General features: G+C 71.8%; 13 protein-coding genes. 5 read left to right on the top strand and 8 right to left on the bottom strand.

Features of this window, described 5'->3' with window-relative positions; genetic code table 11:
• Position 1: 1 nt before the first annotated feature.
• Positions 2-1,084 carry a DNA polymerase domain-containing protein gene (locus NAMU_RS04100; protein ID WP_015746148.1) on the bottom strand — a complete coding sequence of 361 codons (1,083 nt, stop codon included), beginning with the start codon at positions 1,082-1,084 and terminating at the stop codon, positions 2-4.
• A gap of 149 nt (positions 1,085-1,233) precedes the next feature.
• Between NAMU_RS04100 and msrB the strand changes: the two genes are divergently transcribed.
• A complete protein-coding gene (gene msrB, locus NAMU_RS04095; RefSeq protein ID WP_041368415.1) occupies positions 1,234-1,653 on the top strand; it encodes a peptide-methionine (R)-S-oxide reductase MsrB in 420 nt (139 codons plus the stop codon).
• Between the two features lies 1 nt (position 1,654).
• Here the strand turns inward: msrB and NAMU_RS04090 are convergent, their stop codons facing one another.
• A complete protein-coding gene (locus NAMU_RS04090; RefSeq protein WP_015746146.1) occupies positions 1,655-2,368 on the bottom strand; it encodes a TetR/AcrR family transcriptional regulator in 714 nt (237 codons plus the stop codon).
• A 138-nt stretch (positions 2,369-2,506) separates the two neighbouring features.
• Between NAMU_RS04090 and NAMU_RS04085 the strand changes: the two genes are divergently transcribed.
• The gene (locus NAMU_RS04085; RefSeq protein ID WP_015746145.1) at positions 2,507-3,202 is read left to right on the top strand and encodes a DUF4386 domain-containing protein; all 696 of its coding nucleotides are present in this window, start codon (positions 2,507-2,509) and stop codon (positions 3,200-3,202) included.
• Positions 3,203-3,217: 15 nt separating this feature from the next.
• Here the strand turns inward: NAMU_RS04085 and NAMU_RS04080 are convergent, their stop codons facing one another.
• Together NAMU_RS04080 and NAMU_RS04075 are read right to left on the bottom strand one after the other, a co-directional pair.
• Positions 3,218-4,144 (bottom strand): DNA-formamidopyrimidine glycosylase family protein, encoded by a 927-nt coding sequence (locus tag NAMU_RS04080; protein ID WP_041369784.1) that lies wholly within the window; start codon positions 4,142-4,144, stop codon positions 3,218-3,220.
• A gap of 57 nt (positions 4,145-4,201) precedes the next feature.
• Entirely contained in the window at positions 4,202-8,920 is a 4,719-nt protein-coding gene (locus NAMU_RS04075) for an ATP-dependent helicase (RefSeq protein WP_015746143.1), read from the bottom strand.
• A gap of 92 nt (positions 8,921-9,012) precedes the next feature.
• Between NAMU_RS04075 and NAMU_RS04070 the strand changes: the two genes are divergently transcribed.
• Entirely contained in the window at positions 9,013-9,348 is a 336-nt protein-coding gene (locus NAMU_RS04070) for a YnfA family protein (protein WP_015746142.1), read from the top strand.
• A gap of 31 nt (positions 9,349-9,379) precedes the next feature.
• Here NAMU_RS04070 and NAMU_RS04065 read toward each other — a convergent pair whose 3' ends face one another.
• From NAMU_RS04065 to NAMU_RS04055, 3 genes are all read right to left on the bottom strand, one after another.
• Positions 9,380-10,648 carry a serine hydrolase domain-containing protein gene (locus NAMU_RS04065; RefSeq protein WP_015746141.1) on the bottom strand — a complete coding sequence of 423 codons (1,269 nt, stop codon included), beginning with the start codon at positions 10,646-10,648 and terminating at the stop codon, positions 9,380-9,382.
• A gap of 45 nt (positions 10,649-10,693) precedes the next feature.
• Complete coding sequence (locus tag NAMU_RS04060; RefSeq protein ID WP_015746140.1) at positions 10,694-12,244, bottom strand: APC family permease; 1,551 nt, start codon at positions 12,242-12,244, stop codon at positions 10,694-10,696.
• A 167-nt stretch (positions 12,245-12,411) separates the two neighbouring features.
• On the bottom strand, positions 12,412-13,434 hold the full coding sequence (locus tag NAMU_RS04055) for a hypothetical protein (protein WP_015746139.1): 1,023 nt from the start codon (positions 13,432-13,434) through the stop codon (positions 12,412-12,414).
• A 203-nt stretch (positions 13,435-13,637) separates the two neighbouring features.
• Between NAMU_RS04055 and NAMU_RS04050 the strand changes: the two genes are divergently transcribed.
• Both NAMU_RS04050 and NAMU_RS04045 read left to right on the top strand, forming a co-directional pair.
• On the top strand, positions 13,638-15,380 hold the full coding sequence (locus tag NAMU_RS04050) for a sensor histidine kinase (RefSeq protein ID WP_015746138.1): 1,743 nt from the start codon (positions 13,638-13,640) through the stop codon (positions 15,378-15,380).
• A complete protein-coding gene (locus NAMU_RS04045) occupies positions 15,371-16,030 on the top strand; it encodes a response regulator transcription factor (protein ID WP_015746137.1) in 660 nt (219 codons plus the stop codon). The genes NAMU_RS04050 and NAMU_RS04045 overlap by 10 nt, the downstream gene beginning before the upstream one ends.
• Positions 16,031-16,046: 16 nt before the next feature.
• Here NAMU_RS04045 and NAMU_RS27010 read toward each other — a convergent pair whose 3' ends face one another.
• On the bottom strand, positions 16,047-17,924 hold the full coding sequence (locus tag NAMU_RS27010) for a M28 family peptidase (protein ID WP_015746136.1): 1,878 nt from the start codon (positions 17,922-17,924) through the stop codon (positions 16,047-16,049).
• Between the last annotated feature and the right edge of the window lie 124 nt (positions 17,925-18,048).

Here is an 18,048-nt window from a genome sequence, read left to right as displayed (position 1 = left end):
GTCAGGGCTCGATGCGGTTCCCGTGCTCGTCCCAGTGCTCGGCCACCTTCTTGCTCGGCTGCACCCGGGGCGGTTCGCCCTGCTGCTTGGGGTAGTCGGGCGGCCAGTTCAATTCCCCGCCCGGCAACGTTTCCCACAGCTCGAGCAAGGGGTCGAGCGAGTAGGCCTGATCGTCCATGTCGGCCCATGGGTCACCGTCGGTCAGGTACTGCGGGATGGTCGTCAGGTTGAACTCGCGCGGATCGTCGATCTCCGCCAGCCGTTCCCAGGTCACCGGGGTACTGACCGGCGCGCCCGGCCGCGCGCGCAGGCTCCAGGCACTGGCGATGGTCCGGTCCCGCAGGTTCTGGTTGTAGTCCAGGAACAGCCGGGTGCCGCGCTCCTCCTTCCACCAGGCCGTGGTCACCCCGCCGTCGCGGCGTTCCAGTTCCCGGCCCAGCCCGATCGCGGCATGCCGCACCTCGTCGAAGGTCCACCGCGGAGCGATCCGGACGTAGATGTGCACGCCCCGGTTGCCGCTGGTCTTGGGGTAGCCGCGCAACCCCAGCTCGGCCAGCAGGTCCCGAGCCACCGCGGCGACCCGCTTGGCGTCGGCGAAGGAGGTCCCCGGCTGCGGGTCCAGGTCGATCCGCAGCTCGTCCGGATGGTCGACGTCCGGCCGGCGCACCGGCCACGGATGGAAGGTCAGCGCCCCCATCTGCGCCGCCCACACCAGGGCGGCCGGTTCGGTCGGGCAGAGCTCGTCGGCGGTGCGCCGGCTGGGGAAGGTGATGGTGACGGTCTCGATGTAGTCGGGCGCCCCCTTGGGCAACCGCTTCTGGTAGAAGCCGTCGGCGTCCCGATCCTGCGGCCCGGTGGCCAGCCGCATCCCCTCGCGCCACCCGCTCGGCCAGCGTTCCATCGCGGTGGGCCGCTGGCCGATGCTGCGCAGCATCACCTCCCCGACGGCGGCGAAGTACTCGCACACCTGCAGTTTGCTGATCGCCGGGGTCCGTTCCGTCGCCTCGTAGACGACCCGATCCGGACTGGACACCCGCACGTCCCGCTCGCCGACCGACACCGTGGCCGATGCGCTTCTGCCCACGCCGCACCTCCGCTCGCGGACCCGGCCGCGCCTCGCGCGCCCGCCGCTTCCTGGGCACCGTACCCGGGGGCCGGCGTCACGAACCCGTCAGCACCGCGGGGAACGCCCGCCGATGACACCGTGTTGCACCAGGCATGACAATCAACCCCATGAAGTCCGACAAGACCTACGACGTCACCAAGTCCGACGATCAGTGGCGGGCCGAGCTCAGCCCGCAGGAGTACCAGGTGCTGCGCCAGGCGGGCACCGAGCGGCCGTTCTCCAGCCCGTACGAGACCGACGAGACGGTCGGCGTGTACCGCTGTCGCGGTTGCGGCAGCGAGCTGTTCCGCAGCGAGCACAAGTTCGACGCGCACTGCGGCTGGCCGGCCTTCTACACCCCGCTGGCCGCGGACCGGGTCGAGCTGATCGAGGACCGCTCGATGTTCACGACCCGCACCGAGGTGCGCTGCGCGACCTGCGGCTCCCACCTGGGCCACGTCTTCAGCGGCGAGGGCTACCCGACCCCGACCAACGACCGCTACTGCATCAACGGGGTGTCGCTGACCCTCGAGCCGGTCGACGGCTGAGTCAGCCCGCCCGCTGGACCAGACCGTCCAGCAGTCGCTCCACCGACCAGTCGAACTGGTCGGTGGAGATCCATCCCGCGGCGACGTCCCGGGTCGCCGCCGACAGGGGCCAGTCCGCCGGGTCCAGGAATTCCAGCGCGGCCCGCCGGGCGGCGATCCGCTCGGCCTCGGGGGCCAACGGCGGCCGACCGTCCGTCTCGGCCACCTCCAGCGCGACGAACCCCACCACCTGCACGATCAGCGCGTAGGTGCCGCGAGCGGCGTCGTCGGGCGCCAGCCCGGCATCGCGCAGCGCCCCGAGGACCCGCTCTCCGATCAGCACCGCCGACGGGCCGTCCATCGGTGCGGTCATCAAAAGTCCGGCCACCGCCGGATGGCGCAGCAGCACCGACCGCAACGACCGGGTGTAGCTCACCAGCCGGCTTCGCCACCGCGGCGCCGGCCCGGTCAGCAGTTCCAGCTCGGACTCGGCGAAGACCCGCTCGACGATCTCGCGTTCCAACGCAGACCGGCTGGCCACGTAGGTGTAGACCGCGTTCGGATTGACTCCCAGCCGCCCGGCCACGGCCCGGATGGACAGCGCCTCCGGCCCGCCCTCGTCCAGCAGCCCGACGGCGGCATCGAGCACCTTGGTCCGATCCAGACTGCGGCGCGGACCGGGCCGCCGGCGCGACGCCGACCCGGCGGCGGCCGCATCGCCTTCGACTGGACTCACCCACGCTCCCTCCCGGCCCGGCGCGTCGGCCGGCCCGACCATCCTGAGCCATCCCCGTCGATTGACCCCTTGACGTCGGCGCGTGTCGGCAATACTGTACGCCGTACATAATTTGTACACCGTACAGAAAGGCTCGACATGACCGCCCTCCGTTCCGCCGCCCCGATCTCCGCCCGGCCCCCGGTGAGCGCCCCGCGCCGCACCGCCGCCCTGCTCGTCGCCGGGGCGGTCACCGTCAACCTGGCCTTCTTGGGCCTGGGCTCGGTGTTCGACTACCCCGACGTGCTCAACCAGCCCCCCGCGGACGTGCTCGTGCGGTTCCACGAGAACCCCTGGGTCATCGGCGCCCTGTTCCTGCTGTTGGCCGCGGGCGCGGCGCTGCTGGCCCCGATCGCCGTCGCGGTCGCGCGACTGGGCACCGGACGCGCGCTGCGCGCCTCCCGGGTGGTCGGGATCGCCGCCGCGGTGGTGCAGGTCATCGGCCTGCTGCGCTGGCCGCTGGTGGTCCCGTTCCTGGCCGACGCCAACCCCGATGCCGGCGCCGCGGCGACCTTCGATTCCCTCAACCTCGTCCTGGGCACGATCGTCGGCGAGACGATCGGCTACGCGCTGACCGCCGCCTGGACCGTGTTGGTCTGCCTGGGGCTGCGCGCGACCCTGCTGAACCGGGTCCTGACCGCGGCCGGCCTGGTCGCCGCCGCACTGATCGCGGTGGGCACCGTGGAGCCGATCGAGGTGCCCCTGGCCGGGCTGGCCAACTTCGTCGGCTACGTCGTGTGGAGCGGGTGGCTGGTGGCCGTGGCGGTGGTGCTGCTGCGCCGCCGGTCCGCCTGATCCGGACCGTCCCGATCAGCGCCGGTACCCGTTGGGCCGCCGGAACTCCCGGTAGGCCGGGTTGGCGCCGAGCGGCTTTTGCGGTCGCCCGCTGTCGGTCGGGGTGGGCCCGGGTTGGCAGGCCGGGCAGTAGAACGCCGGCCGCCGCTTGTCGACCGGACCGATCTCGGCCACCCGCACGGTGCCGCCGCATCGCTGGCACGGCCGGCCGGACCGCCCGTGCACGAAGGTCTGCATCCCGCGGCGGGGGTTGCCGGTGGTGCTGGGCACGGCCTGGGCCGCCCCGCGCAGCAACTGCCGCCGCGCGGTGGCCAGCAGCGCCGGCACGTCCACCTCGGCGACCGGCGTCCAGGGCGAGACCTTCTGCACGAACAGCGCTTCGGCCATGTACATGGTGCCGATCCCGGCGACCGTGGTCTGGTCCAGCAGCACGGCGCCGACCTCGCGCTCCGGGACCACCAGCAGCCGGTCCGCCGCGACCTGCGGGTCGAACCCGTCGGCCATGATGTCCGGGCCCAGATGACCGATCAGCTCGCGCTCCCCACCCTCGGTCGGGACCAGGTCGAGCAGGCCGAGCCAGGTGCCGACCGCCGTCCACTGCGCGCCGCCGAGCACCGCTCGCACACTGGCCCGGCCGGGCGACGGCCACGGTTCGGCGTCGCGAGCGTGCACGTACCACCGGCCCTCCATCCGCAGGTGCGAGCGCAGGGTGAGCGGCACCGCCGGCACGGTCGGCCGGCGCGGGCCGGGCGCGGCCGGGTCGGCGGCCGCGATCCGGGTCAGGATGTGCTTGCCGTAGGCGGCGACCTCGGTCACGGTGCGACCGGCCAGGTCGGCCTCCCCCAGCGACGGCCAGCGCAGCTCGGCTCGCACCAGCTCCCGGCCAGCCAAGGCCTGGTGCAACCGGCGAGCGGTCCGCAGCACCGTGTCACCCTCGGGCATGACGGCACCCATCCATGGCTCGCCCCGAAAGGTGCCCGGGTGGGCGGCGCGGACCGGTCATCGGGGGGCGCTGCGCAGCCGCAGCCCGCGCGGGGTGACCGAGAAGCCGGACTCGGTGAGCGCCTGCATCACCGGGCCGCGGTCGGCCAGGGTGTCGGCGCCGTCGATCTTGGTCACGGTCATCGACGAGATCCGCCCCAAGCGCACCTGATCGGCCAGCACCGCGGCGGCCGCCGCCAGCACGGACGGGTCGTCGGTGAAGCTGAGCATGGTCCGCCCACCCCGCTCGGCGAACAGCGCCGCCTGCCCGTCGACCAGCACCGTCAGTGCGCCGGCCCGCCGTGAGGGCCGGTGCGCGTCGTGGTCGGCGGCGACCGGGTCGGGCCAGTCCAGGGCCGCACCGTACGGGTTGGCCGGATCGGCCGCGGCCAGCACGACCGCGATCCCCACGTCGCGGTCGGTGTCGGGCGCCTGGGCGTACCCACGGACCCGGTCGACCGCGCCGGCGGTGGCGAACTGGGCCGCTCCCAGCCCCTCCACGAAGTAGCCCCGCCGGATCCGCCCGGTCTCCTCCATCGCGGACAGCACCCGATAGACGGCGGCGAACCCGCCCGGCACCCCTTCGGCCACGACCGCGCCACGGGTGACCACGCCGTGCCGGTCCAGCAGCACCTCGGCGGCGGCATGGGTGCGCACGGTGGTGTCCCGTTCCACCTCGGGGGCCAACGACCAGCGGCCGACCACCGACGGCGGGACCCCGCGCCGCGCCCCGCCGGCCCCGTTCTGCCCGGCCCGCAACTGGCCGGAGAGCATGGCCAGCCCCGACGGCCCGCGCATCCGCGCGCGCGGGGCGGCCGCCTTCGGCTTGTGTGTGGTCCGGCCGCCGGTCAGCCTGGCCCGCAAGGGGGCCAGCGTGTCCGAGGAGACGAGCCCGGCGAAGACCAGCTCCCAGAGCGCATCGGCCACGTCGCCCTCCGGACCGGGACCGGTCACCGCGCGCACGGCATCGGCGAGCTGGCGGAAGAAGTAGCCGCCCCCGCCGGCCAGCACCTCCAGCACGGCGCGGTGCAGCTCGCCGTCGGGCGCCACCGCGTCGGCGGCCGGCAACGGGATGGTCAACGGCGCGGACTCGGCCAGGTGCAGGGCGACCCAGCCGTCGTCCCCGGCCAGCGACCCGTGCCCGGTCCAGAGCACTTCTCCGGTGGTCATCACCTCGTCGAGCAGGGACGGCCGGTAGTCGGCGACCCGGGCCGGCAGCACCAGCGACTCCAGCGCGGACGCCGGCACCACCGCCCCGGCCAGCTGTTCCACGGCCCGCAGCAGGCCGTCGACCCCGCGAAGCTCCGCCCGGCGCTGCCCGATCCCGTTCCAGGCCGGCAGGAACCGGGCGAAGGCTCGCTTGTCCACCGGTTCGACCTCGGCCCGCAGCGCGGCCAGCGAGCGGCGGCGCAGTAACCGGAGCACCTCGGCGTCGACGAACTCGGGCCCGGCGTCGCCGCCGCCCGCCGCACCCAGCGGCCGGAACTCGCCCTCGGCCACCCGCCCGGACGCGGTCAGCCGGCGCACCGCGTCGGTGACCACCGCCACCCCGAGGCCGAACCGGGTGGCCGCCTCCGACGCCAGGAACGGACCGTGGGTGCGGGCGTACCGGCGCAGCAGCCGGCCCAGCGGGTCCTCGACCGGTTCCAGCAGCGACTCGGCCACCCCGGCGGGCAGCGGCGTGCCCAGCGCGTCGCGCAGCATCGCCGCGTCGGTCGGGTCGGCCCAATGCTGCTGCCCGGCGATGCGCACCGGCATGATCCGCCGGGCGGCCAGCAGCCCGTCCAGCACCCCGGCCAGGTCCGGCAGTTCCGACCGCAGATCGATCTCGGCCGTGCTCAGCGGACCGAGAATGCGCAGCAGATCGGCAATCTCGTCGGGGTTGCGGGCTCGGCGCTCATCGGCCAGGCGCTGCAGCTCGGCCTCGACCGAGGCCAGCGCGTTCGGGTCCAGCAGGTCCCGCAGGGCCAGCCCGTCGCCATGGCCGAGCAGTTCGGCCAGCAGGGTGGGGTCGACGGTCAGCGCGGCGGCCCGCCGTTCGGCCAGCGGTGAGTCGCCCTCGTAGAGGAACTGGGCGACGTAGCCGAACATCAGCGAGGACGCGAACGGCGACGGTGAGCTGGTGGTGACCTCGACGATCCGCACCGACCGCGCCTGCAGGTCCCGCAGCAGGCCGATCAGCGCGGGCACGTCGAAGACGTCGGACAGGCACTCGCGCACGGCCTCGGCGACGATCGGGAACGACGGGTAGGCCGAGGCCACCTCGAGCAGCTGGCTGGCCCGTTGCCGCTGCTGCCACAACGGCTGCCGCTTGCCGACCTGCCGCCGCGGCAGCAGCAGGGCGCGGGCCGCGCACTCCCGGAACCGGGCCGCGAACACCGCGGCGCCGCCGATCTCGGCGGTGATGTCGGCCTCGACGGTCTGTGGGTCCAGGGCCAGGAATTCGGTGAAGTCCGGTGGTCCGTCCTCGTACTCCACGTCGGGCAACCGCAGCACGATGCCGTCGTCGGCGTGCATCGCGGCCACGTCCACGCCGTAGCGTTCGCGCATCCGGGCGCCGACGACCAGCGCCCACGGGGCGTGCACGGCCGCGCCGTACGGCGAGTGCAGCACGATCCGCCAGTCCCCCAGCTCGTCCCGGAAACGTTCGACGACCAGCGTCTTCTCGTCCGGCACCAGCCCGGTGGCCTGCTTCTGCTCGGCCAGGTAGTCCAGCAGGTTGGACCGGGCGAACTCGTCCAGGCCGATCTCGGTCAGCTGATCCTGGGCGGCCGGGGCGGCCGCGGAGACCAGCGAGCGGACGAACTCGCCGTGCGCGCGCCCGAGTTCGGCCGGCCGGCCCAGGCTGTCGCCCTTCCAGAACGGCAGCCGGCCGGGCAACCCGGGGGCGGGTAGCACCAGAACCTGGTCGCGGGTGATGTCCACGATGCGCCACGAACTGGACCCGAGCGCGAACACGTCGCCCACCCGCGACTCGTAGACCATCTCCTCGTCCAGCTCACCCACCCGGCGTCCGGCGCCGCCCGGACCGCCCTCGGTGGCCAGGAACACCCCGAACAAGCCCCGGTCCGGGATGGTGCCGCCCGAGGTGACGGCCAGCTTCTGCGCGCCCTGCCGTCCGGTGAGCAGGCCGGTGGTCCGGTCCCAGGTGATCCGCGGGCGCAACTCGGCGAACTGCTCGCTCGGGTACCGGCCGGAGAGCATGTCCAGCACCGCCTCCAGGGCGCCCCGGCCGAGCGCGGCGAACGGCGCGGACCGGCGGAGCAGGTCGTGCAGGTCGTCCACGGCGATGGGATCCATCGCGCAGATCGCGACGATCTGCTGGGCGGCGATGTCCAGCGGGTTGGCGATGGTGGCCAGCGACTCGATCGCCCCGGACTGCATCCGGCCGGCGACGACGGCGGCCGAGATCAGATCGCCGCGGAACTTGGGGAACATGACGCCGTGGCTGGGCGCCCCCACCTGGTGCCCGGCCCGGCCGATCCGCTGCAGGCCGCTGGCCACCGACGGCGGCGACTCCACCTGCACCACCAGATCGACCGCGCCCATGTCGATGCCCAGTTCCAACGACGAGGTGGCCACCACCGCCGGCAGCCGGCCGGTCTTGAGCTCGTCCTCGACCAGGGCCCGCTGCTCCCGCGACACCGAGCCGTGATGGGCCTTGGCCAGCACCGACGGCGCCCCCCATGAGGCCCCGGACTGGGCGATCGCCTGGGCCGGCGAACCCAGCCGCTCGGCGTCCTCGCGCAGCTGACGCTCACCTTGCCTTTCGGCGTGGATCTCGTTGAGCCGGGCGGTCAGCCGTTCGGCCAGCCGCCGCGAGTTGGCGAACACGATGGTCGAGCGGTGCGACTCGATCAGGTCGACCACCCGTTCCTCCACGTGCGGCCAGATCGAGCTGCGGTTGACCTCCCCGGCCGCCTTGCCGGTCAGGTCGTCGGTGACCTGACCCATCGCGCTCATGTCCGGGACGGGCACCACCACGTCCACGTCGATCTGCTTGGTCGAGGGCGGCTGCACCACCTGCACGGGCCGGCCACCGGTCAGGAACCGGGCCACCTCCTGCACCGGGCGGACGGTCGCGGACAGCCCGACCCGCTGGGCCGGCCGATCCAGCAAGGCGTCCAACCGGTCCAGGGAGACGGCCAGATGGGCGCCGCGTTTGGTGCCGGCCACGGCGTGGATCTCGTCGATGATCACCGTCCGGACCCCGGCCAGCATCTCCCGGGCCCGGCTGGTCAGCAGCAGGAACAGCGACTCCGGGGTGGTGATGAGGATGTCGGCGCCGTCGCGGGCGAAGGCCCGCCGGTCCTGGGACGAGGTGTCCCCGGAGCGGACCGCCACCGAGACCTCGGGGAGTGCGACGCCGCGGGCGGTGGCCAGGCCGCGCAGGCCGGCCAGTGGCGCCCGCAGGTTGCGTTCGACGTCCACGGCCAGCGCCTTGAGCGGAGACAGGTAGAGCACGGTGCAGGCCGGCAGCTCGGCCCCGGCCAGCCGGGCGGTGACCAGCTCGTCGATCGAGGACAGGAACGCGGCCAGGGTCTTGCCCGAGCCGGTCGGCGCGACCACCAGGGTGTGCTCACCCCGGCCGATGGCATCCCACGCGCCGGTCTGCGCCGGCGTCGGGTCGGCAAACGCGCCGGTGAACCAGTCCCGCACCAGCGGATGGAACCGACTCAGAGCGTCCGACGTCCCGGGTCCGGCCGGCTCCGGTCTGGCGGTGGTCACGCCGCCCATTGTGCGGGTCACCTCCGACAGTGCCCCCGACGGCGGCCGCCGAGCCGACCCGGGCCACCCTCGGGACCCGGCCCCGGCTAGCGTCGGCAGCCGTGACCGTCGCCCGATCGATCGCCCTGTTCGTGCTGGCCGCCGTCGCCGAGATCGGCGGTGCCTGGCTCATCTGGCAGGGGGTCCGGGAGCATCGCGGGTTGCTCTGGGTGGGGGCCGGGGTGATCGCACTGGGTCTGTACGGCTTCGTCGCAACCCTGCAGCCGGACGCGAACTTCGGTCGCATCCTGGCCGCCTACGGCGGAGTCTTCGTCGCCGGGTCACTGGTCTGGGGCATGGTCGTGGACAAGTTCCGACCCGACCGCTGGGACCTGATCGGCGCGGCCGTCTGCCTGGTCGGCGTCGCCGTCATCATGTACGCACCGCGGGCCGCCTGAACCGGCCGAGCCAGGCGGCCCGCGACGGTCGTCAGTCCAGCACCGCCGCCGCGGCCGCGGCCACGATGCGCAGGTTGTGCGGCAGCGCCCCGTCGAACCCGGGCGTGCTCATGGTCAGGATCACCGTGTCCTGTGCGGGATTGTTGACGAACTTGGTGGAGAAGAAGCCCTGCCAGCTGTAGGCGCCCGGCCCACCCAGGTAGTGCAGCGACCCGGCTGGGGCGTTGACGCCCTCCTGGATGTCGAGCATGTAGCCCCACTTGTTCTGGGTCAGCTGCCAGTTCCGCAGGTCGCCGATCTGGTTGGTCGTCATCAGGGCCACCGACGACGGGCTGAGCACCCGGACCCCGTCCAGCTCGCCGCGGCCCAGCAACATCTGGGCGAAGCGGAAGTAGTCGGCGGTGGTGCCGTGCAGCCCGCCGGCCCCGCTGAAATAACTCTGATGCTCGCTGAAGGTGTACTGCGGGCCGAGCAACCCGTGCCCCAGCGGCGAGCCTTCGGTTTGCTTCTCGTCCCGCCCGCCCCAGTAGACCGCGGCGATCCGGTGATGCTCGGAGGCCGGCGGGAAGAACCAGGTCTCGTGCATGCCCAGCGGGGTGAAGATGTGCTCGCGCAGGTAGCTGTCGAAGTCCTGCCCGGAGACCACCTCGACCATCCGGCACAGGGTGTCCACGCTGTTGTTGGAGTAGTCGAACATGGTCCCGGGCTGGGCGATCAGCGGCTGCTGGGCCAGGATCTCGATGTTCGACTCCAGCGTGATGGGCGGCGCGTTCAGGTCGTCCATCAGTCCGGCGTCCTTGTACAGCTGGGGCACCACCCCGTACACCGGCGGCTCGAACATCCGGTACCACCAGGTGTTCGTCATCCCGGCGGTCATCGACAACAGATCGTGGATGGTGATCTCCCGGTCGGCCGAGGCCAGCTGGGTGACCTGCCAGTCCTTGACCACGGCCACCTTGGGGTTGGCGAACGCCGGCAGGTAGGTCGAGATCGGCTCGTGCAGCGCGATCCGGCCCTGCTCGAACAGCTGCATGACGGCGACCGCGGCCACCACCTTGGACATCGAGGCGAGCCGGAAGATGCTGTCCGTGGCCATCGGCACGACCTCGCCGTCGACCTCGTCGGCCTTGCCGAACGCCTTGAAGTAGCAGAGCTTTCCGTGCCGGGCGACCAGCACGACCGACCCCTGGTAGGCATCCTCGGCCAGGTACCGCTGCTGCAGCCGGTCGATATTGGCCAGATACGGCGCGCTCACGCCGACGTCCTGCGGTTCAACCTGCTCGTAGCTCGCTGTACCCATGGGCGGAGTCCCTTCTGACAACGGTGTCAAGGTGGCTCCGGCAGGCTACTCCGGGATGATCAGCGTCTGCGTATTCCGGTTGAGCGTCTTGCCCTGGAAGAACGCGGGCTGCCGCGCCCGCATGATCAGCATGACCACGACACCCAGCAGGATCATGCCCAGGCCGAGCACGAACACCACGCCGAGCCCGAAGATGCTGACCCCGGTGCCGTCGTAGTCCGGGTCGGCACTGTCCTTGAGGGTCACGAAGAAGACGAACCACAGACCCAGGCCACCGACCAGCGGCAGCAGGAACTTGAAGATCACGTTGTTGAAGCTGGTGAACAGCTCGGCCCGGAAGAACCAGACGCAGCCGATGGCGGTCAGGCCGTAGTAGAAGCAGATCATCAGGCCCAGCGAGAGGATGGTGTCGGTGAGGACCGCCTCGGAGACCAGGTACAGGGCCGTGTAGAAGGCCCCGGCGATGCAGCCGGCGACGATCGTGTTGAACCCGGGGGTCTTGAACCTCGGGTGGATGCTGGCGAACCGGGCCGGCAACGCGCGGTAGGTGGCCATGCCCAGCATGGTGCGGGTGGTCGGCAGGAACGTGGTCATCAGGCTGGCCGCGGAGGAGGCCAGCACGGCCAGGAACAGCAGGTTGCTCCACGGCGAGCCCATCACCGGCTCGGCCAGCGCACCGAAGACGTTGTCGGAGATCTCCTCGTTGCCCAGGCCCAACCCCTCGGTGCCGTCACCGGCGTACATCAGGGCCGAGATCGAGACCAGCAGGTACGTCAGCAGGATGGAGACCACGCACAGCAGGGCGGCCCGACCGGGGGTCTTGTCCGAGTCCTTGGATTCCTCGTTCACGGTGAGCGCGGTGTCCCATCCCCAGAAGGAGAAGATGGACGCGCCCAGGCCGGCCACGAACGCCGACAGGGTCAGCCCGGTAAACGGGTTGAACCAATCCCAGGAGAAGGCCAGACCGTCGGGATCGTCGGGGCCGCCGGCCTGGGTGAACGCCATGACGGCGAACAACAGCAGCACCGCGAGCTGGAAGAAGACCAGCACGAACTGCACCTTCTCGGTGGTGGTGATGCCGCGGTAGGCCACCGCCGTGGCCATGGCCAGGAAGGCCAGGCAGGTGCCGACATTGACCAGCTTGTTCGTCCACAGATCGCCGAGATCGGGATTGTTGAAGATGCTGCCCAGCAGTTGATAGAAGAATTGGACGCCGATCGCGGCCAGGTTGGCCAGCACGATGATCGTGGCCAGGATGGCCACCCAGCCGCCGAGCCAGCCGACGTACGGCCCGAAGGCCCGCGTGGTCCAGGTGAACGAGGTCCCGCAGTCCGGGTCGACCCGGTTGAACTCGCGATAGGCGTACGCGGCGAAGAACATCGGAATGAACCCGGCGATGAAGATGATCGGGATCTTGACCCCGGCGACCGCCGCCACCAGGCCGATGGTCGCCGTCAGGGTGTAGGCGGGGGCGACGCTGGAGATGCCGAGGATGGTGCCGCCGAGCAGGCCGACCGATCCGCTGGCCAGACCCTTCTCCTGTTGCGGGTGGTGGTGCCCCTGGGCACTCACCTGTTCCGAACCGTCAGTGCTCATGGTCAGCCTCGCCTAGGTCCGCAGAAATGGTTCCAATCACGAACGCGGATCACAGTAAACCCGAGACCTGACGAGCCCGATACTCAGGAACGCCTTTTGTTTCCGATCGTGACGAAACGTAGACCGGGCACCCCCCGACGGGTGATCGGGAGGTGCCCGGGCGGGGTTCAGCCGACGTACTTCTCCTGGCCGACCACCACGTCTCGGTGCTGGGCCATGTCCGGGATGTCGAAGTAGACGCCGGTCAGGATCCAGGTGGTGTTGCCCATGGTGACGGTGAAGTCGCCGTGCTGGCGGATGGTCGGTTGCTGCAGCTCGATGTAGCCGCGGTAGCCCGGCTTGACCGGGATGGTCCGGCTGACCGTGCCGGTGTTGGCCTCGCTCCAGGACTTGCCGTACTTGGCCGACAGGGTGGTGTCGACCAACCCGAAGAGGGTGACCTTGCCGCTCACCGAGGCCTCCACGTTGGTCGCCGCGGTGAAGGTGAAGCCGTCGGTGATGGTCAACGGATAGGCCGCATCGAGCAGGTTCACCTCCGAGTGCTTGCGGTCGACCAGCACCGCACCGGGTTCGGTCGAGGTCGTCCGGAACGTGCAGGAGGCCAACCCGTCGGCGCAGAGCCGGTTCAGCAGATCGGCCTGCCGCTGCTTGTCGGCGGCCGGCACCTCGATCGGGGCGCTGCCGAACCTGTCCACGAAGGACACGCTCTTGGCGGTGTACCCCAGGCCCTGCACCTCGATGTCACCGATGCGCCCGTCACTGCCCGGCATCATGATGCTCGGGCTGTTCAGGAAGGAGTCGACCCACAATTCGATCTGGAACACCCTGACGGAGCCGTCGGATCCGGATTCGTTGAAGGTGAGAATGGTCTTGGGGGTATTGCCGAACCAGAACACCTTCTCGTAGTGGATCGCGTCGCCGGGCCGCAGCACGCTGCCGATGCGCGGCGCGCCGTCGGCCTTCCCGGCCCCGTCGATCCCGGTCAGCGTGATGGTGTGACTGGACAGGTTCCGCAGATCGAAACCCTGTGTGAGGTGGGCGGATGCGGCCTTGACGGCCGCCGGCGGGGCCGTCGCGGCGGCCACCTCGGTCGCCCCGGCCAGGCCGGCGAACGCGCCGGCGATCAGCACCGGCGTGAGCACCCGCAGCGCGATCCGGGTGCCGGAACCGCGTTCGTCGATGGTCTTCATAACCTCTGTCCTTTCGTGTCGGGGCGAGCGGTCCCGCCCCGGGAATTGGTTGGTGTCGAGGAACGGATGCGGATTTCGTTTCCGGCTTCCATTTCCTCGCTGGTGATAAGAAAACAATAGGATTCGAGCGCCCGGCCTTCGATGGTCCGCACGCCACAACCGGTGTGGTGCCTGCACCACAGTCGGGCTGCGATCCTGTGGCAATGTCCGTTGATCCGTTGGCCCCGGACGCCACCCGGCCGCATCCGGGGACCTCGCTGCGCGACGCGCTGCTGGCCGTCGGCACCCTGATGGGGGCCCTGGTGTTCGTCGAGCTCGCCGTCCCGTCCCTCTCGACCGTCACCGCCGCGTCCGTGCTGGACGCGGTGGCGGTCACCGCCTTCACGGTCACCGGCCTGATCGCCTGGCGACGGCGTCCGCACAACCGCACCGGGCGGTTGATGGTGGCCACCGCGGCGGCCCTGCTGGTCGGCGGGATGAACGACGACGCAGTGCCCGCGCTGCGCGTCCTGGGCGAGCTGGCCGAGTCGCTCCCGCTGGCGCTGCTGATCCACCTGCTGCTGGCCTACCCGTCCGGGCGGCTGGCCGGCCGGGCGGCACGGGTCACGGCCGGCGCCGGCTACGTGATCGCCCTGGTCCTGCAGTACCCGCAGCGGGTGATCCCGCCGGCCGCGTCGAGCGTGCTCTGGACGGTGCAGGCCGGGCTCGGACTGATCGTGCTGATCTCGGCGTTCGTGCTGGTCAGCCGGCGCCTGGCCGGGTCACCACCGGTGCTGCGCCGGCAGCTGGCCCCGTTCATCGGCGCCGGCTGCGTGATGCTGGCGATCGTGGTCGGCACGCTGTTCGTGCTGCACGCCGATCCCGCACCGGCGGTCGCCGACCTGGCCACCCTGGTCCAGGTGGCCGCCGTGGCGATCCTGCCGGCCGCGTTCGTCGTCGGGCTGCTGGCCGGCGCCTTCGGCCGGGCCGGCGAGCTGGAGGAGCTCGCCCACGGCATCGCGCAGGCATCGGCCGATCCGACCAGGTTGGACGAGTTGGTGGTGCGGGCGCTGGGCGATCGCAGCGCCCGGGTGCTGTGGACCGCCGGTCCGGCCCTGGTCGACAGCGGCGGCGCCGTGCGGGATCCGGTCGACGGGCCGGATCGCGGCTGGTGGCCGATCGGGCCGGCCGGCGCACCGGTGGGCGGGCTGTCCTACGACCGGTCGCTGATCGCCGACACCGGCCTGATGGCGACCACCTCCGGACCGCTGGCCCTGGCCATCGACAACCGGCGGTTGGTGGTCGACCTGCGGGCCGCGGTCCGGGATCTGGATGCCGCGGTCGAGCAGGTGCGCGAATCCCGCCGGCGCATCGTGGTGGCCGCCGACGCCGAGCGACGGCGGATCGCCCGCGATCTGCACGACGGTCCCCAGCAGCGGATCGTGCTGCTGGGCATCGAGGCCCAACGGATCGGTCGCCGCGCCGGGGACGCCGACTTCGTCGCGCCACTGGCCGAGACGATCAGCGAGCAGCTGCGCCACCTGCTCGACGACCTGCGGGACCTGGTGCACGGCATCATGCCGGCCACCCTGGCCGAGCGGGGCCTGCCGGCCGGCGTCGCCGCGCTGACCGAGCGGGTGCCGATCCCGGTGGCCCTGCACGTCGACCCCACCATCGGCCGGCTGCCCGCCGAGGTCGAGTCCACCGGGTACTTCGTGGTCGCCGAGGGCCTGACCAATGCCGTCAAACATGCCGGAGCGCAAGCTATCTCGGTCGATGTGGCCGTGCGCGGCGACCGGCTGGCGATCACCGTCAGCGACGACGGGCGCGGCCCCGGCGAGCACCCGACGCCCGGGTTCGGCCTGCGCGGCCTGCAGGACCGGGTGGCCGCCCTCGGCGGTACGGTGACGCTGGCACCGGGACCCGCCCGGGGGTCGATCCTGCGGGCGGAGTTCGCATGCGCGTGATCATCGCCGAGGACGAGGTGCTGCTGCGCGAGGGCATTGCCCGCATCCTGGCCGACGAGGGCTATGACGTCGTCGCGCTGGCCGGCAGCCGGGACGAGCTGATCGGCAAGGTGGCCGCGCACCGCCCCGACCTGGTCGTCACCGACATCCGGATGCCGCCGGACTTCACCGACGAAGGGCTGGTCGCGGCCCGGCAGATCCGCCGGGCCCACCCGGGCACCGCGGTGATCGTGCTGTCCCAGCACGTCGACACCGCCGGCGCCGTCGAGTTGCTCGGCGACGGCGCGGCCGGCGTCGGGTACCTGCTCAAACGGCGGGTGATGAAGCTGGACGACTTCATCGATTCGGTGCAGCGGGTGGCCGCCGGCGGCAGCGCGATCGACCCGGAGGTCATCTCGGCGATGGTGCACCGAGAGGTGCGCGACCGTCGCGACGACGGCATCGCCGCGTTGACCCCGCGCCGCCTGGAGGTGCTGGGCCTGATGGCCCAGGGCTACAGCAACGCGCGGATCGCCCGCGAGCTGGTGGTGACCGAGAAAGCGGTTGCCCGCAGCATCGCATTGATCTTCCAGACGCTGGACCTGCCGCCGGACCCGGATGAGCACCGGCGGGTGCTGGCCGTCATGCGCTATCTGAACCGGGATCGCTGACCGAATTCAGCCGGGGTTAGCCGGGGTCACCGGCCCGGCCCAGCTGCTCGGCGACGAAGGCCACGTTCATCCGCAGGATCTGCACGGCCAGCTCGTCGTCGACGAACCGGGCCAGGTCCTGGTCGGTGTGCACCCGGTCGTTGGCGCCGTCCGCCCCCTCGATCGTCAGCACGGCCGGGATCGCGGCGTCCAGGAACGGCACGTGGTCGCTGTTGTACGGGTGCAGGCTGGTCTGCACGATCAGGCTGGTGTAGGTCGCGGCGGCCGCGCTCAAGCCGTCCATCACCGGCCGGGACACCGCGGCGCCCTCGATCAGCACGGTCGGCCGCTGCGTGGTCAGCGTGCCGATCATGTCCATGTTGACCACGGCCGCGATCCGGGCACGCTCGGCCGGATCGAGCCCGGCCACGTACTGGCGGCTGCCGAACAAGCCCTGCTCCTCCCCGCCGAACAGGATCAACCGCAGGTCGGCCGCCCCCGGGTGGGTGCCGAACACCCGGGCGAAGGTGAGCAGGCCGGCACATCCGGACGCGTTGTCGTCGGCGCCGGGCGCCATGGCCTGCGGGCCGCCGGCCAGGTTGATCGAGTCCAGGTGGGCCGTCACCAGCACCACCGGGCGGGGCTGCGGCCCGCTGCCCGGGTGGTCGGCGACGACGTTCCACGACTGCCGACCCTGCACCGAGATCGGGACCAGGACGGCCGCGTAGCCCTGGGCGGCCAGTTCGTCGCGGGTGGCGGTGGCCGCGGCCCGGTAGGCGCTGCTCGTGGAATACCGGCTGCCGAAGGCGACCAGCTTGTCCAGATCCATCCGGAATCGCCCCGCCGCCACCCGGTCGACCAGCTCCCGGATCCACGGCTGCTCGGCCACCGGCTCCGCCACCGCCCGGGCGAAGACAGTCGTGTTCAGCGGCAGGGGCAGCACGCTGAAACAGACCTGATCGGGGCCGTCCAGCTCGCGCGCGATTGCCGGGTCGAGGTCGACGACGAGGTAGCGGCCCTGGTCCGCCAGCACCGGCACGTCCGGGTGCTCCTGCTGGAAGGTGCGGCCGTTCTGCACCACCAGGTGCAACCGGTCCAGGGACCGCGGCGCCCCGCGCGCGTCGGAGGAAGCCTGGGGACCAGTGAGTTCGGTGTCGATCAAGTCGGTGCCGATCGGTTCGGTATCGATCTGGACCGACAGCGCCCCCAGGCGCACCCGGTGCCCGATCGAGCCACCGGCCTCGTCCGAAGCGCCGGCCGGGGCGAGCACCGCAAGGTGGATCGTCGCCCCGTCCTGTTCACCGGTGGCCGCCGCGGGGCCCTCGCCCTCCCGGCCACTGACGAACTGCTCGACGACACCGATCAACTCCTCCAGCCCGGTGATGTCCGCCCCGGCCGCGGGACCGCCGGGCCCGGGGACCTGGACGGCCCGCATGCCGAGCTCCCGGGCCCGCCGGACATGACCCTCGTTCTCGGTGATGAACATGACGTCGCCGAAGCCGAGGTCGGCGCCCGCCTTGCGCATCGCCCGCCGAAAGGTGGCCGGCGCCGGCTTGCGCACGCCGACCTCGCTGGACAGGGTGATCCAGCGGGCCAGTGGCTCGAAGAACGCCCGGATGCCCAGCCGGCCCAGCAGCTCCTCGTATTCGTGGCGGATCCGCGATTCGTCCCGCGCCGAGGCCGGCTGCTCGACATCGGAAAGCAGGGCCACGTGCGCGACGTCGCCCAGCTTCTCGATCGCCCGCAGGGTTGTCAGGGCGCCGGGTCGCAACTGCTCGCCGCTTTCCAGGGTGTCGCCCAGATCGAACAGGATCAGCCGCAGGGCCGGCCGCGCCCGCCCGCCCGTGCGCTGCCGCGGCAGGGCCTGATCCAGGTCGGAGGCGTCCGCCCGGGCCGGCAGTTCCATGGCTGCCATCGGCGACTCCTCCGGTGTGCGCGTGGTCGAGCCGGGCGGGCTTTTCCGGATCGGCGGACCAGCGGCCCGAACCGGCTCAACGGCAGAGTCCCCCCGGCCGATGACGTGCACCCCACCTGACCGA

The organism is Nakamurella multipartita DSM 44233, assembly GCF_000024365.1.
Lineage (GTDB): Bacteria > Actinomycetota > Actinomycetes > Mycobacteriales > Nakamurellaceae > Nakamurella > Nakamurella multipartita.
Note: the sequence above shows the minus strand (reverse complement) of the source record. Positions and strands in the feature narration are given on the sequence as shown.